The organism is Micromonospora sp. NPDC048063, from assembly GCF_043202855.1.
Taxonomy (GTDB): domain Bacteria; phylum Actinomycetota; class Actinomycetes; order Mycobacteriales; family Micromonosporaceae; genus Micromonospora.
Map to the genome: position 1 here is coordinate 325,548 of NZ_JBIDBG010000001.1, position 13,590 is coordinate 339,137.

General features: G+C 74.3%; 11 protein-coding genes. 5 read left to right on the top strand and 6 right to left on the bottom strand.

The window, feature by feature from the left end:
• Positions 1 to 132: 132 nt before the first annotated feature.
• The 3 genes from ACGFZ2_RS01540 to ACGFZ2_RS01550 are packed head-to-tail and all read left to right on the top strand — an operon-like array spanning position 133 to position 4,162.
• The gene (locus tag ACGFZ2_RS01540) at positions 133 to 1,257 is read left to right on the top strand and encodes a Vms1/Ankzf1 family peptidyl-tRNA hydrolase (RefSeq protein WP_393269896.1); all 1,125 of its coding nucleotides are present in this window, start codon (positions 133 to 135) and stop codon (positions 1,255 to 1,257) included.
• Positions 1,250 to 3,013: a thiamine pyrophosphate-binding protein gene (locus tag ACGFZ2_RS01545; RefSeq protein ID WP_393448952.1), complete on the top strand. Its 1,764-nt coding sequence runs from the start codon at positions 1,250 to 1,252 to the stop codon at positions 3,011 to 3,013. The genes ACGFZ2_RS01540 and ACGFZ2_RS01545 overlap by 8 nt, the downstream gene beginning before the upstream one ends.
• Before the next feature lie 51 nt (positions 3,014 to 3,064).
• Positions 3,065 to 4,162, top strand: a complete 1,098-nt coding sequence (locus ACGFZ2_RS01550; protein WP_393448955.1) for an iron-containing redox enzyme family protein — start codon at positions 3,065 to 3,067, stop codon at positions 4,160 to 4,162.
• A 128-nt stretch (positions 4,163 to 4,290) separates the two neighbouring features.
• Here ACGFZ2_RS01550 and ACGFZ2_RS01555 read toward each other — a convergent pair whose 3' ends face one another.
• Positions 4,291 to 4,521: a CDGSH iron-sulfur domain-containing protein gene (locus ACGFZ2_RS01555; protein WP_393269903.1), complete on the bottom strand. Its 231-nt coding sequence runs from the start codon at positions 4,519 to 4,521 to the stop codon at positions 4,291 to 4,293.
• A gap of 190 nt (positions 4,522 to 4,711) precedes the next feature.
• Between ACGFZ2_RS01555 and ACGFZ2_RS01560 the strand changes: the two genes are divergently transcribed.
• Positions 4,712 to 6,133, top strand: coding sequence for a hypothetical protein (locus ACGFZ2_RS01560; RefSeq protein ID WP_393269905.1), 1,422 nt, complete (start codon positions 4,712 to 4,714; stop codon positions 6,131 to 6,133).
• 228 nt (positions 6,134 to 6,361) lie between these two features.
• Entirely contained in the window at positions 6,362 to 7,501 is a 1,140-nt protein-coding gene (locus tag ACGFZ2_RS01565) for a SigB/SigF/SigG family RNA polymerase sigma factor (protein WP_393269908.1), read from the top strand.
• A gap of 78 nt (positions 7,502 to 7,579) precedes the next feature.
• On the opposite strand, the gene ctaD is transcribed toward ACGFZ2_RS01565, so the two are convergent.
• The 5 genes from ctaD to ACGFZ2_RS01590 all read right to left on the bottom strand — a co-directional run bounded on the left by ctaD (position 7,580) and on the right by ACGFZ2_RS01590 (position 13,440).
• Positions 7,580 to 9,583, bottom strand: a complete 2,004-nt coding sequence (gene ctaD / locus ACGFZ2_RS01570) for a cytochrome c oxidase subunit I (protein WP_393269910.1) — start codon at positions 9,581 to 9,583, stop codon at positions 7,580 to 7,582.
• A 106-nt stretch (positions 9,584 to 9,689) separates the two neighbouring features.
• Entirely contained in the window at positions 9,690 to 10,418 is a 729-nt protein-coding gene (locus tag ACGFZ2_RS01575; protein WP_393269913.1) for an ATP-binding protein, read from the bottom strand.
• Between the two features lie 115 nt (positions 10,419 to 10,533).
• Complete coding sequence (locus ACGFZ2_RS01580) at positions 10,534 to 10,986, bottom strand: DUF4383 domain-containing protein (protein WP_393450183.1); 453 nt, start codon at positions 10,984 to 10,986, stop codon at positions 10,534 to 10,536.
• A 221-nt stretch (positions 10,987 to 11,207) separates the two neighbouring features.
• Positions 11,208 to 12,365 (bottom strand): glycosyltransferase, encoded by a 1,158-nt coding sequence (locus ACGFZ2_RS01585; RefSeq protein WP_393269918.1) that lies wholly within the window; start codon positions 12,363 to 12,365, stop codon positions 11,208 to 11,210.
• Positions 12,366 to 12,441: 76 nt separating this feature from the next.
• A complete protein-coding gene (locus tag ACGFZ2_RS01590) occupies positions 12,442 to 13,440 on the bottom strand; it encodes a glucosyl-3-phosphoglycerate synthase (RefSeq protein ID WP_393269983.1) in 999 nt (332 codons plus the stop codon).
• Between the last annotated feature and the right edge of the window lie 150 nt (positions 13,441 to 13,590).

Consider the following 13,590-nt stretch of genomic DNA (forward strand, 5'->3'; position numbering starts at 1 on the left):
GTTGCGTTCACCGATGGTATCGGCCATCCGGCCTGAACGACGTGAATGAATCCTGGTCACGCGCTCACGGCGGCCAGGTGACAACCGGACCGGCGCGGGTAAGCGGGGGGCCGAGCTGGAAAGGGGTCGAGCATGCAGCTGTCCTTCCTGCGCCCGCTCTACGACCGGCCGGGGCCGTGGGTCTCGGTGTACCTGGACGCCTCCGCCAACACCCATGACGCCCACCCGGCGCTCGATCTGCGGTGGCGGGGCCTGCGCAACCAACTCCAGGAACAGCGCGCCGACGTGGACACGATCGACGCGGTCGAACGGGTCGTCCGCGGGCACGACCCGATGCCGGGGGACTACGGCCTGGCGATCTTCGGCACCCGGGGCCGGGTGGTGCTGTCGGAGTACCTCTCCGCCCCGCCGCTGCGGGACCTCGCCGCGTTCACCCCCCTGCCGCACGTGATGCCGCTGCTGGCGCAGCGCGGCGAGCAGGTGGCGTGGGTGCGGGTGCTGGCCGACCGGACCGGGGCCGACGCCATGGCGATCAGCGCCGGCGGCGTGCCGCGCCGCGCCCACGTGACCGGCCGGGAGGACTTCCAGTTGCGCCGGGTGAAGCCCGGCGGCTGGTCCCAGTCGCGGTACCAGCGCGCCGCCATGGAGGCCTGGCACCACAACGCCGGCGACGTCACCGCGGCGACGGTGGAGCTGGCCGAGAAGGTCGGCGCGGACGTGGTGGTGGTCGCCGGCGATGTGCGGGCCACCGGCGTGATCGCCGCCCAGATGCCGCAACGCTGGCAGGACGTCGTGGTCCGCACCGACGCCGGCTCCCGGGCCGGCGGCGCCGACCAGACGCTCCTGGACGACCTCACCGTGCAGACCATCGCCGAGGTGGCCGACCAGCGGATCACCGCCGCGCTGGACCGGTTCGGCATGCAGGAGGACGTCGGCGCCGGGCTGGAAGCGGTGGTCTCCGCGCTGCAACGCAACCAGGTCGACACCATGCTCATCGTCGACGACCCGTCGGCGACCGGGGAGTTGTGGATCGGGCCGGACCCGACGGCGATCGCCACCGACCCGCGGCAGCTCGCCGACATGTCGGTGCGCGACCCGGAGAAGGTCCGTGCCGACGCCGCGCTCGTGCGCGCCCTGGTTGGCACCGAGGCCGAGCTGACCGTGCTCGGCCCCGACGAGGCGCCGGAGCTGGCCGACGGCGTCGGGGCGGTGCTGCGGTACGTCGACGCCGCCACACCGGGGCGTGGCAGTGCCTGAGCGGACGGTGGCCGACCTGGTGGTCGAGCGGCTCCGTGCCTGGCGGGTGCCGCGGGTCTTCGGCTATCCCGGGGAGGCCATCGCCCCCGTGGTCGAGGCGCTCGACGCCTCGGGCGGGGACCCGGCGTTCGTCCCCGCCCGGCACGAGGAGACCGCCTCCTACATGGCCACCGGGCACGCCAAGTTCACCGGCGGGATCGGGGTCTGCCTGGCCACCCAGGGGCCGAGCGCCGTTCAGCTGCTCAACGGGCTCTACGACGCCAAGCTGGACAGCAAGCCGGTGGTGGCCATCGTCGGCGAGGACGTCTCCGGCCCGCTCGGCGGCGCTCACCAGGAGATCGGGCTGAGCCGGCTGTTCGCCGACGCGTGCAACCAGTTCGTCCGGTACGGCCGCACCCCCGTCGGAGTGCCGGCCCTGCTCGACCAGGCGTTCCGCACCGCCGCGGCCACCCGCAGCCCGGTCTGCGTGGTGCTGCCGCGCCAGTTGCAGGAGACCGCCGTGCCCGACCTGCAACCCCAGGCGGCAGGCGTGTTCGCGGCGATGCCCGGGGAACCACTGGCCCGGGTGCTGCCGCACGACGTCGACCTGGAGGCGGCCGCCCAACTGCTCGCCAACGGCAAGCGCACCGCCATCCTGGTCGGGCAGGGTGCCCGGGGCGCGGCGGAGGACATCGTCGCCCTCGCCGACCGGCTCGGCGCCGGGGTGGCGGCCTCGCTGCTCGGCAAGCCGGTGCTCGACGAGCGGCTGCCCTTCCACGCGGGCGTGCTCGGCGAGGTCGGCACCCCGGCCGCCGCCGAGCTGATGGGCGGCTGCGACACGCTGCTGCTGGTCGGCACGAACGACCCCTGGACGGACTACTTCCCGATGCCGGGGCAGGCCCGCACCGTGCAGATCGACATCGACGGGCGCCGGATCGGCACCCGCTACCCGGTGGACGTGCCGCTGGTGGGGGACGCCGCGGAGACGCTGCGGGCGTTGCTGGCCAGGGTGCCGGATCGGCCCAACGCCCGCTGGCGGGAGACCGTGGAGGGCTCGGTCGACCGCTGGCGGGCCGAGCGCGCCGACCGGGCCGCCGCCCCCGCCGAGCCGGTGAACCCGCAGCTCGTGGTGCAGGAGCTCGCCAGCCGGTTGCCCCGGCGCGGGGCGGTCGCGGTGGACATCGGCTCGGTCATCTACTGGTACGCCCGGCACCTGGAACTGCCCCCCGGGGTGAACGCCCAGCTCTGCGGCACCCTCGGCTCGATGGGCTGCGCCCTGCCGTACGCGGTGGCGGCCAAGCTCGCCGCTCCGGACGAGCCGGTGATCGCCCTGCTCGGCGACGGCGCCATGCAGCTCAACGGGCTGGCGGAGCTGATCACCGTGGCGCACCACTGGCGGGAGTGGCGCGATCCCCGGCTGGTCGTGCTGGTGCTCAACAACCGGGACCAGTCCGGCATGGGCGGCGGCCGCCCGCCGTCCACCGACCCGACGCGCCGCCGCCCCGACGTCCCGTACGCCGGCTGGGCCCGCCTGCTCGGGCTGCACGGGGTGCGGGTCGACCGGCCGGAGCTGGTGGGGGCGGCCTGGGACGAGGCGCTCGCCGCCGACCGCCCGTGCGTGGTGGAGGCGGTGGTCGACCCGGCGGTACGTTTGGCGCCCCCCGAGCCCGCGTTCGCGGACCTGCGCGGCGTCTTCGCCGATGGCGACGCCGCCCGGCGGGTCCGCGACCGGATGCTGACCACCGGGGTGGCCGTGGAGGCCGAAGACCTCGTTTAGCCGCCCGGCGGGCGGGCACTGAGGACCGGCAGTCAGACGCGGGAGGTCGCCTTGTCCGAGCCCACCGATCGCCGGTACGGGCCCGCGCGTCTGCCGGAGCCCCGCGGACCGGTCTCGGCGGCGGTGCTGGACGCGCTGCGGCAGGAGCCGCACGACCTGCCGGCCGGGCTCGGTGCTCGGCTCGACCCGGTCGACCCGCTCACCGACGAGGACCTCCAGCTCACCCTCTTCTGCTGCTACGAGCTGCACTACCGGGGCTGGCGGGGCGTCGACGACGACTGGGAGTGGCAGCCGTCCCTGCTCGCACTGCGCGCGTACGCCGAACGGGTCTTCGAGGCGGCGGTGCGGGCGCTCGTGGGGCCGCTGCCGGCGGTGCTGCCCGGCGGCGTGCCGGCGGCCCTCGCCGACATGGTCGCCGCGGACGCCGGGCCGTCGCTCGCCGGGCACCTCCAGCGCCGGGCGTCGCTGGCGCAGTTCCGGGAGTTCGTCACCCACCGCTCGATCTACCACCTGCGGGAGGCGGACCCGCACAGCTGGGCCCTGCCGCGCCTCGGCGGACCGGCGAAGGCCGCCCTGGTGGAGATCCAGACGGACGAGTACGGCAACGGGCGGCTGGACCGGATGCACGCCGAGCTGTTCCGGGTGACCCTGGACCGCCTGGGGCTGGACACCGGATACGCCGCCCACCTGGACGCGGTGCCGGCGGTCACCCTGGCCACCAACAACCTGATGTCGCTGTTCGGGCTGCACCGGCGGCTGCGCGGGGCGCTGCTGGGGCACCTCGCCGCGTACGAGATGACCTCGTCGCTGCCGAACCGGCGGTACGGCAACGGGCTGCGCCGGCTCGGCCTGGACGAGGCGGCCACCCGCTTCTACGACGAGCACGTGGAGGCCGACGCGGTGCACGAGCAGATCGCCGCGCACGACCTGTGCGGCGGCCTGGTCCGGGTGGAGCCGGGGCTCGCCCCCGACGTGCTCCTCGGTGCCGCCGCCGCGCTGGCGGTGGACCGGCTCTTCGCCGCGCACCTGCTCGACGCCTGGGCCGCCGGCCGCACCTCGCTGCGCCCGACCCCCGGCCCGCCCCGGGCCACCCTGCGGGAGTCCCCCCGGCCCGGCGGGATGGCCGCGCCGGTCACCGCCGTGGCCTGACCCGCGCGGCCCGCCCTCCGCGCCTGCCCGATCCACCGCTCGTCGATCTTGCGCTTTCGGCCCCTGTCACGGGTTGTTCATCCCGATTCGTGGGGGCACCAAACGCAAGATCGCGGGGTGGGGCGGGGTCAGGTCTGGCGGGTGGTGCCGGCGCGGAAGCCGATCACCTTGTGCGTGCCGTCGCAGAAGGGCTTGAGCGCGGACTTGCCGCACCTGCACAGCGCCACGGTGCCCCGCCGCGCGTCGATGGTCTCGCCGTCCGGGGTGAGCAGGGCGAAGTCGCCCCGGACCAGCAGCGGGCCGTCCTGGTACGGGGTGATGGTGGCCGCCGCGGCGGGCGTGTCGTCGTCTGCGCGCATGGGCGCTCATGTGCCCGCCGTCCCGGCGCCGAAACCCCTGGTCACGGCTCGGGTGCCCGGCCGGCGGCGGGGACGGCGGCAACCGCCCGGATCTTCTGATTACTCCCGCCCGGTGGTCGATGCCCCGTTTGAACCCCATCGGGACGGGAAGCCGGGCCGCGTGGTGAGCGAACGAGGCAAGGTGGGGCCGGTGCACAAGGTGCGCAAGGGGCTCACGGCCGACGGTGCCGGACTGGCGGGCGACCGGGTGGTGGCCGCCGGCAGCGCGGCCCGGGTCCTGGTGGCCGCCACCGCGCGGGCGCTGCGCGGCACCGACTGCGCCGACCTGGGACACCCCGGACACCCCGGCCCGCTGTCGCGGTTCACCGGCGCGCCCGAGCCGGTCCGGCGGGCGGCGGTGGTCCGGGCCGCCGGTCGGGTGGCGCTCACCCCCGGCCAGACGGCCGAGGTCGACGCCGAGCGGATCGCCCGCTGGTTCGTCGACCAGTACCCCCGCCGCCGCTACCCGGGCGCCCTGCTCGGCTCCCCGCACGGGGCCGCCGCGCACCTGGCGGCGGCGCTCGGCGTGCCCTGGCTGCCCGCCGGGTTCGAGATGAGCGTGCACTGGGCCCAGGGCGCCGTGGACAGGCCGCAGGCCGCCCTCGACCACGGAGCGGCGCTGACCGCCCGCCTGCTCGCCGGCAACCCCGACCTGCACGTACGCCAGGTGCACTGCCCCGCCAGCCGGGGCGCGCTGGCCGGCGCCACGGTGTCGCTCGGGGCCCGGTGGCGGTCCCTGCCGGCCGCGTACGCGCGGTTCCTGGCCGACCTGCTGGAGCCGGGCGCACCGGTGCTGCTGCTGCGCGACGTCCGCACCTGGCCGGTGTTCGACTCCGCGCCCGGCCACAGCTTCCAGGTCGGCTGCCCGGGCAGCGGCCTGGACCCGGTGGACTTCCACCCGGACAGCCACGCCCTGCGCCAGGTGCTCCGCTCCGCCGGCGGGGACGGCGCGCACTGGCAGCCGCCGGAGGTCTGCGCGCCACCCGCCCCGGCCGAACACGGCGTGGAGTCCGGTTTCGAGGACAGTGCCCGGGAGTGGACCGCCCGGCACCGGCATCCGCTGCACCGCGTGCTCGTCCCGCGGCCGGGCGCGCTGAGCGCCGCGACCGCCGACCTGTACCGGCGCTGGCTGCGCGCGGCCGGCAAGACCGGCAACCGGCTGGTGGTGGAGTGCGGCCGGCTGCTCGACCCGTGGCAGGTGGTGCGGGCCGGGATGGTGCCGTACTGGTGCGAGAACGCCACCCGGCGCAGCGTGGAGGGGGTGGAGTGGTGGCTCGCCGGCAGCGAGCCGTTCAGCTCGGTGGACGTCCTGCCCGAGCCGCCCGGCCTGCGGTCGCCGGCGCTGGCCGGGTTGCCGCAGTGGCTGGCCGTCGCCGGCTTCGGCCGCCGCCGGCGGGCGCTGGACCGCACCTCGGCGCGCGGCTACCCGGTCACCTCCGTGCCCACCCGCCGGGCCACCGAGGTGCTGCGGGCCCAGCCGTACGACCTGCCGACGCCGCCGCCGATGACCGTCGCCGAGGCACTCGCGGCACTGCGGGACAGCGGCGCCCACCAGGGGTTGCTGATCTGTTGAACCAGCCCTGTCGAAACATCCTCGCGAAACCTGGGTCCCGTGATTGAGTACCTACGGAGCGGGAACACCGCTGGCTGCGACGGCCTGATCACGCCGTCCGGCGCGGCGTCGTCGCCCGCTGGCATCCCAGTCATGTGACCCACTTCCGGCCCGGTGCGTGGTGCGACCACGCGCGCGCACGACCGGTTTCCTGAATCCGGGCGGGGGACCTTCCTGAGGGAGGCGCGGATGTTCGGACAGAGCACCACAACCACACCACCTCCGACCGATCGGGGCCTGGAGGACCTGGACGCGGCCGCGCTGGCGTACGCGGCCCGGATCGAGGGTCTTCCGCCCGAACGGCGCCAGGAGGCGCGTGACGACCTGGTCCGGTTCGCCCTGCCGTTCGCCGGCCGACTCGCCCGCCGGTACCGGGGGCGGGGGGAGCCGCTGGAGGACCTGGAGCAGGTCGCCCGCCTCGGCCTGGTCAACGCCGTCGACCGGTACGACCCCGAGCGGGGATCGTTCACCGCGTACGCCGCGATCACCATCGTCGGCGAGATCAAGCGCCACTTCCGCGACCGCACCTGGGGCGTGCACGTGCCCCGCCGGCTGCGCGACCTGATCCTGGAGGTGGGGCAGGCGACCGCCGCGCTGACCAGCGAGCTGTCCCGGGCCCCGTCGGTCGCCGAGCTGGCGGCGCGGCTGGAGACGCCGGAGGAGGAGATCCTGGCCGCGCTGGAGTCGGCGGCCGGCTACAGCCCGGCCTCGCTCAACGCCCCCGTCGGCGGGGAGAGCTCGGCCGAGTTCGGCGACCTGGTCGGCGAGTCCGACAACGCGCTGGAGTCCGTCGACGACCGGGTGACCGTCAGCGGGCTGCTGCACCGGCTGCCCTGGCGGGAGCGGCGCATCCTGGCCATGCGCTTCTACGGCAACCAGACCCAGGCGGAGATCGCCGCCCGGTTCGGCATCTCCCAGATGCACGTCTCGCGGCTGCTGTCGCGGGCGCTGACCTGGCTGCGCCAGGCGATGCTCGCCGACGCCCCGCCGCCGTGGCAGAACGGCGCGGCCGAGTCGGACAGCACGAAGACCCGCATCTCCGTGAAGCAGAACGGCGACCGGGTGGTCGTGGAGGTCGGCGGGGAGGTCGACCGGGACGGCGCGGACCAGCTCCGCAGGGCCATGCTGGAGGCGGTGACCGGCCAGCCCGCCGAGGTGGTGGTGGATCTGGTCGGCGCGGGCGGCTTCGACGCCGGCGGCATCGCCGCGCTGATGGCCGGCCGCGAGGCCGCCGCCCGCACCGGGGTGCCGCTGCGGCTGACCCGGGTCCAGCCGGCCGTGCGCCGCTCGCTCAGCGCGGCGGGACTGTCTCCGACGCGCGACAACTGACGCGCGCTGGCGTCTGCCTGCGGCCAGACGACGAAAAGGGGTCGGCGCACGGTGCGCCGACCCCTTTCGCGTACCCGCTCAGCGCTCCGGGGTGTCGTCGGGCTCGCGGGGGTGCCGCCAGCGGTCCTTCTCCGGCGGTTCCGGCTGGGCGCCGGGCCGGGTCTCCTCCTCCGGCTCGGTGTACTCGAAGCTGGGCCGGCGCACCTCCTCGGGCGCCGGCACGTCCACCGGCCGGGCCCCGGACTGTGGCGCGGGGTGGTAGCCGGCCGCTTCCCGTGCGCCGTGCGCCCCCTCGGCGGCCGGCGCCTCGGGCAGGTGCTTCTCGCGGTGCAGCTCTTCGCGGAACTGCTGCGGCGGCTTGGTGGTGCGCTGGGGCAGGTCCCGGCCGAGGTCGGCGACCAGCGGGCCGTACTTGGCGTCGAACGCGGGGCGCTCGGAGCGGATCCGGGGCATCCGGTCGAAGTTGCGCAGCGGCGGCGGGCAGGTGGTGGCCCACTCCAGGGAGTTGCCGTAGCCCCACGGGTCGTCGACCGCCACCATGGCGCCGTACCGCCAGGTTTTCCACGCGTTCCAGATGAAGAAGAGCGTGGACGCGCCGAGCACGAACGCGGAGATGCTGGAGAAGGTGTTCAGCGCGGTGAAGCCGTCGGTCGGCAGGTAGTCGACGTACCGGCGGGGGAAGCCCTCGTTGCCCAGCCAGTGCTGGACGAGGAAGGTGCCGTGGAAGCCGAGGAACATGGTCCAGAAGTGCGCCTTGCCGAGCCGCTCGTCGAGCAGCCGCCCGGTCATCTTCGGCCACCAGAAGTAGAAGCCGCCGAAGAGGGCGAAGACCACGGTGCCGAAGAGCACGTAGTGGAAGTGCCCGACGGCGAAGTACGTGTCGTGGGTGTGCCAGTCCGCCGGCGGGCTGGCCAGCAGCACCCCGGTGAGGCCGCCGAAGAGGAAGGTGACCAGGAAGCCGATCGCGAACAGCATCGGCGTCTCGAAGGTGAGCTGTCCCTTCCACATCGTGCCGATCCAGTTGAAGAACTTCACCCCGGTGGGCACGGCGATCAGGTAGCTCAGGATGCTGAAGAACGGCAGCAGCACCTGGCCCGTGGCGAACATGTGGTGCGCCCACACGGTCATCGACAGCACGGTGATCGCCATGGTGGCCAGCACCAGACCGGTGTACCCGAAGATCGGCTTGCGGGCGAAGACCGGGATGATCTCGGTGATGATGCCGAAGAACGGCAGCGCGATGATGTAGACCTCGGGATGGCCGAAGAACCAGAACAGGTGCTGGAAGAGCATCGACCCGTTGTTCTCCGGGGTGAAGACCTGCGCGTTGAGCAGTCGGTCCGCCGCCAGCGCCAGCAGCGCCGCGGCGAGCAGCGGGAAGACCAGGAGCACCAGCACGCTGGTGAACAGCATGTTCCAGGTGAAGATCGGCATCCGGAACATGGTCATGCCGGGCGCGCGCAGGGTCAGGATCGTGGTGATCAGGTTGACCGCGCCGAGGATGGTGCCCAGCCCGGAGACGACCAGGCCCACCACCCACATGTTCGCGCCGACGCCCGGGGAGTGCTCCTGGCTGCTCAGCGGCGTGTACGCGGTCCAGCCGAAGTCGGCGGAGCCGCCCGGGAGGGCGAAGCCGCCGATCACCATCAGGCCGCCGAACAGGTAGAGCCAGTACGCGAGGGCGTTGAGCCGGGGGAACGACACGTCCGGCGCGCCGATCTGGATCGGCACGATGTAGTTGGCGAACCCGAACGCCGCCGGGGTGGCGAAGAGCAGCAGCATCACCGCGCCGTGCGAGGTGAACAGCTGGTTGTACTGCTCGGGGGCGAGGAACTGCAGACCCGGTCGGGCCAGCTCGGCCCGCATCAGCATCGCCTCGACCCCGGCGACCAGGAAGAAGCCGAACGAGGTGAGCAGGTAGAGCAGGCCGATCTGCTTGTGGTCGGTGGTGGCCAGGAACCGGATCAGGGTCCCGCCGGGGACCGACTTGCGCAGCGGCCCGGGGAAGCCGCCGAAGCGTGCCGGTGCCAGGATCGCCGGGCCCCGGTCGCGTGGAGGTTCCGTGGTTACCCGCTTGGGCATGTGACTCTCACCCCGCCATGACGACAGAAAGGACGGCGTGCCTACCCGCCCCTCTGCCCATGTAACCAGGCGACAGCGGCTATTCAGGCTAGAGCGGTAATTTCGGTCAATTGGCGGGCAGTACGGCCCAGACGGCCTTCCCGTCGCCGGCCGGCACGCTGCCCCAGCGCTGCGCCAGCTCGCGGACCAGCATCAGGCCACGGCCGCCCTCCGCCAGCAGCTCGGGGGAGCCGGCCCGGGCCGAGGCCCGGCAGCCGTCCACCACCGCGAGGTGCAGGTACGGCTGACGCAGGGTGAGCGTCACCTGCATCGGGGTCCCGGCGTGCCGGACCACGTTGCCGACCAGCTCGCTGAGCACCAGCGAGGCCGGGCCGGCCGCCTGCGGCAGGTTCCACCGGGCGCACGCGTCGGCGACCAGCTCGCGGGCCCGCCGGCAGGCCTCCGCCACCGGTTCGAGCCGGGCCCGCAGCCGGGGCACCACCGCCGCGTTCGCCACCCGGGTGGCCTCCTCGCAGTCGCGGCGCACCGGCACCACCCGGCAGGCGGTCGACTCCGCCAGCCAGCCCGCCGCCTCCGGCGGCGGGGCGCAGAGCACGACCGGCACCGCCGGCCAGTCGGCGGCGCGCCGGGCGGCGGCCGCGAAGACCGAGAGCGCGAGCCGGTCGCGGACGGTGACGTCGGTCAGGTCGACCACGAGGGCGTCGGGCTGGGCGGCCAGGCAGTCCGCCAGCACGGTGTGCACCGCGCGCATGGTGCCGACATCGAGGCCGCCGCGGAGCCGTACGACGGTCACGGGCGACGCGTCGCGCACCTCGCAGGTGATCCGGCTCGACATGTGCGCCCTCGCTTCGCGTGGTCGGGGACCTGCGAACTACCCGGGCACGGGTGAAGTCAAACCGGAACGGGGGCGACCCCGACGGCGGTCACGGCCGCCCGCCGCTCGCGGTGCGTCACCGGCGGGGCTGCCCCCGCGTGGTCAGCACGCCGAGCGCGATCATGCCGACGCCGAGGAACAGGTGCAGCCAGTTGTCGGCGTTGTTGACCGGGACGAAGTTGGCCCCGCTGTCGTGGTCGACCACCAGGCCGTAGAGCCAGAGCACCAGATAGATCGCTCCGCCGCCGACCAGGAACGTGCGGGCGCCGGAGACCGTCCGGGCCAGCGCCAGCCCCGCCACCCCGAAGAGCAGGTGGACGATGTTGTGCAGCACCGAGACCTGGAAGAGGCCGAGCAGCTTGGCGTCGGACTCGTGCCCGGCGAACCGCAGGTCAGCGAAGTCGCTGGTGATCCCCGGCACGAAGCCGAGCACGCCGACCAGGAGGAAGACCACCGCCACGACGGCGGCGGCCCGCCGGACGGGCGCCTTGCCGTCGGCCGGGTTGCGCCGGGCGCGGGAGTGCGCCATGGGACCGGTCACCGCCGTCTCCTCACTGTGCGGGAACGCTGAGCCGTCCGCGCCTTCCCGGTCCTCGTCCCGCCAAACCCGCCGCCGGTGGAGCTTCTCGTGCCACGAGACGACCGGAGCCGCCCCGGCTGACCTCCTCGTGCCCCTCCGGCGGCCAGCCACGCGACGCCCGGGGCCGGCCCGCCTGCCAGGCGGACCGGCCCCGGGCGCGGAGCGTGGGATCAGACCGGTTGCAGCCGCGGGGCTGCGGCGAGCTGGCGGACCCGTTCGTAGAGGCCCACGTACTGCTCCGCCATCACGGCGGGGGTGAAGCGCGCCGCGGCCTCGCGTCGGCACTCGTCGGGGTCGAGGAGGCTGGCGGCCAGCAGCAGGTCGGCCAGCTCGTCCTCGTCGGTGGTGAGCAGGCCCGTGCGGCCGTGCTCGATCAGCTCGGGCAGACAGCCCCGCGCCGTCGCCACCACGGGCGTGCCCAGGGCCAGCGACTCGACCACCGCCGTGCCGCCCGGCTCCTCCCAGCGCAGCGGGAACAGCGAGGCGCGGGCGCCCGCCAGCAGGTCGTCGCGCTCCTGCCCGGCCACGGTGCCCACCCAGCGGACCAGGTCGCCGTCGACGTGCGGCGCCACCTCGTCGTAGAAGAACCGGACGTCCGGGTTCTGTCGTGCCTCGTCCCCGGCGGCGGCCAGGTCCTCCGGCCGGTGGTACGGCCCGACGGGCCCGGCGAGCACCAGCGGTACCCCCACCCGGTGCGCGAGGCGGGCCCCCAGGTCCTGGCCCTTGCCGGGGTTGATCCGGCCCAGGATGACCAGGTAGTCGCCCTTGTCCGCGCCCGGCCGCCGGTCGGCGTCGACGGCGAGGGGGGTCGACAGGTGCACATGCCCCACGGAGTGCTCCCGCAGCGCCCGGGGCGCGCGGGCCAGTTGCGAGGCGGACACCCCGTTGACCCGGACCCGTTCGCCGCCGTCCAGGTTGCCGTAGAGCGCCGGGTGCTTGGCCAGGTCCCAGTGCAGCGTGTGCAGCGCCGGCGGGGCGTCCGGGCCCATCGCGGCGAGGGTGGCCAGGCCCACCGCCTCCACGTGGTCGTGCACCAGGTCGATGTCGTCGCGGGAGTGCAGCGCGCGCACCACCCCGTTCAGGTGCGCCTGGGAGATGCCGCAGACCTGGTTGTACGGCCGTTGCAGCGCGTGGAACTGCCCGTCGGGAAAGACGGACAGCTTCTCGTCGACCGGCAGGGTGCTGCTGTCGACCGACGCGAGCACCACCCGTACGCCGAGGCGGCGCAGCTCCGGCACCAGCGTCGCGATCACGTTCTCGATGCCGCCGTAGCCGGGCGGCGGCACGGACAGCCACGGACCGGCGTTCATCAGGACGGTGAGGCTCATCGTGCGGGGTTCCTTCCCTCGGCGGGGCCCTGGGCCGTCCGCGACCGGTCACCTGCGTTCTGGTGCGGCCGGGCGGTCACGCCGCGGCCACCCGTCGGCGGGGGATCCGGTGCCGCAGCTCCGCCAGGGGCGGTCGTTCCTCGATGGATACGTCGCTGACGACGATCTCCCGGTCCAGGTTGGGCAGCGCGTCGGAGCCGCCGCGCCGGAACTGGGTCAGCAGGGCGGCGGGCATCGCGCCCGGGGCAGCCCAGCCGCGTCGCTGCAACCGCGACCAGGCGGTGAGCATGATCTGGGCCGACATCCGGCCCAGCGCGGCGGTGTCCTGGTGGCGGTGCTTGCGCTCGCCCAGGTCCACCTGGGCCAGCGCGTCCAGCCCGACGAGGTCGAGCAGGTCGATCAGCATCGCCGTCTCCACCCCGTAGCCGGAGACGAACGGCACCCGCTCCAGCACCTCCCGGCGGCCGGCGTACTCACCGGCGAGCGGCTGGACGAAGCCCGCCAGCTCCGGCCAGAACAGGTTGAGCAGCGGCCGGGCCATCAGCTCCGTCACCCGGCCCCCGCCGTCGGCCTCCACCCCGGTCGTCCCGACCAGCGGGCGGTGGTAGAAGCCCTTGACGAAGTCGACCGACGGGTCGGTCAGCAGCGGGCCGATCAGCCCCGTCACGAAGTGGGGGCGGAACTCCCGCAGGTCGGCGTCGACGAACGCGACGACGTCCCCCTCGGCCGCGGCCAGCCCGGCCCAGAGCGCGTCGCCCTTGCCGGTCAGCCGGGGCAGCCCCCGGGTCATCGCGTCCTGGCCGACCACCTCCGCGCCGGCGGCGCGAGCCACCTGCGCCGTGCGGTCGGTGGAGCGCGAGTCCACCACGATCAGTTCGTCCACCAGGGCCACCCGGTCCATCAGGTGCTCCCGGATGGTCGACACGATCGCGCCGACCGTCGCCTCCTCGTTGTGGGCCGGCAGGACCACGCTGACCCTGCTGCCGCCCTTCGCGCGCAGCAGCCGCCGCGCCGGCCAGTCGGCCGCGGACGTGGTGCGGTAGGTGGCCCAGGCCTCCACCACCGGTGAAACCATCGTCTCCGTATTCCGCACAGGCACCCCCTGATCGTGGCGGAAAAACCCGTTCTGTTTTTCCCACTACTGCGCTCGCGCTAACCGCAGCATGCCTAACAGCTTGATCACGGAGGTCACGCGGCCGGGTTCCCCCCTGGTGAACGTTTGATT

Excerpts from the sequence above, each read along its gene's own strand:
- ACGFZ2_RS01565 (WP_393269908.1), top strand. The coding sequence starts at position 6,362 with ATGTTCGGACAGAGCACCACAACCACACCACCTCCGACCGATCGGGGC.
- ACGFZ2_RS01590 (WP_393269983.1), bottom strand. The coding sequence starts at position 13,440 with ATGGTTTCACCGGTGGTGGAGGCCTGGGCCACCTACCGCACCACGTCC.
- ACGFZ2_RS01585 (WP_393269918.1), bottom strand. The coding sequence starts at position 12,365 with ATGAGCCTCACCGTCCTGATGAACGCCGGTCCGTGGCTGTCCGTGCCG.
- ACGFZ2_RS01540 (WP_393269896.1), top strand. The coding sequence starts at position 133 with ATGCAGCTGTCCTTCCTGCGCCCGCTCTACGACCGGCCGGGGCCGTGG.
- ctaD (WP_393269910.1), bottom strand. The coding sequence starts at position 9,583 with ATGCCCAAGCGGGTAACCACGGAACCTCCACGCGACCGGGGCCCGGCG.
- ACGFZ2_RS01555 (WP_393269903.1), bottom strand. The coding sequence starts at position 4,521 with ATGCGCGCAGACGACGACACGCCCGCCGCGGCGGCCACCATCACCCCG.
- ACGFZ2_RS01575 (WP_393269913.1), bottom strand. The coding sequence starts at position 10,418 with ATGTCGAGCCGGATCACCTGCGAGGTGCGCGACGCGTCGCCCGTGACC.
- ACGFZ2_RS01580 (WP_393450183.1), bottom strand. The coding sequence starts at position 10,986 with ATGGCGCACTCCCGCGCCCGGCGCAACCCGGCCGACGGCAAGGCGCCC.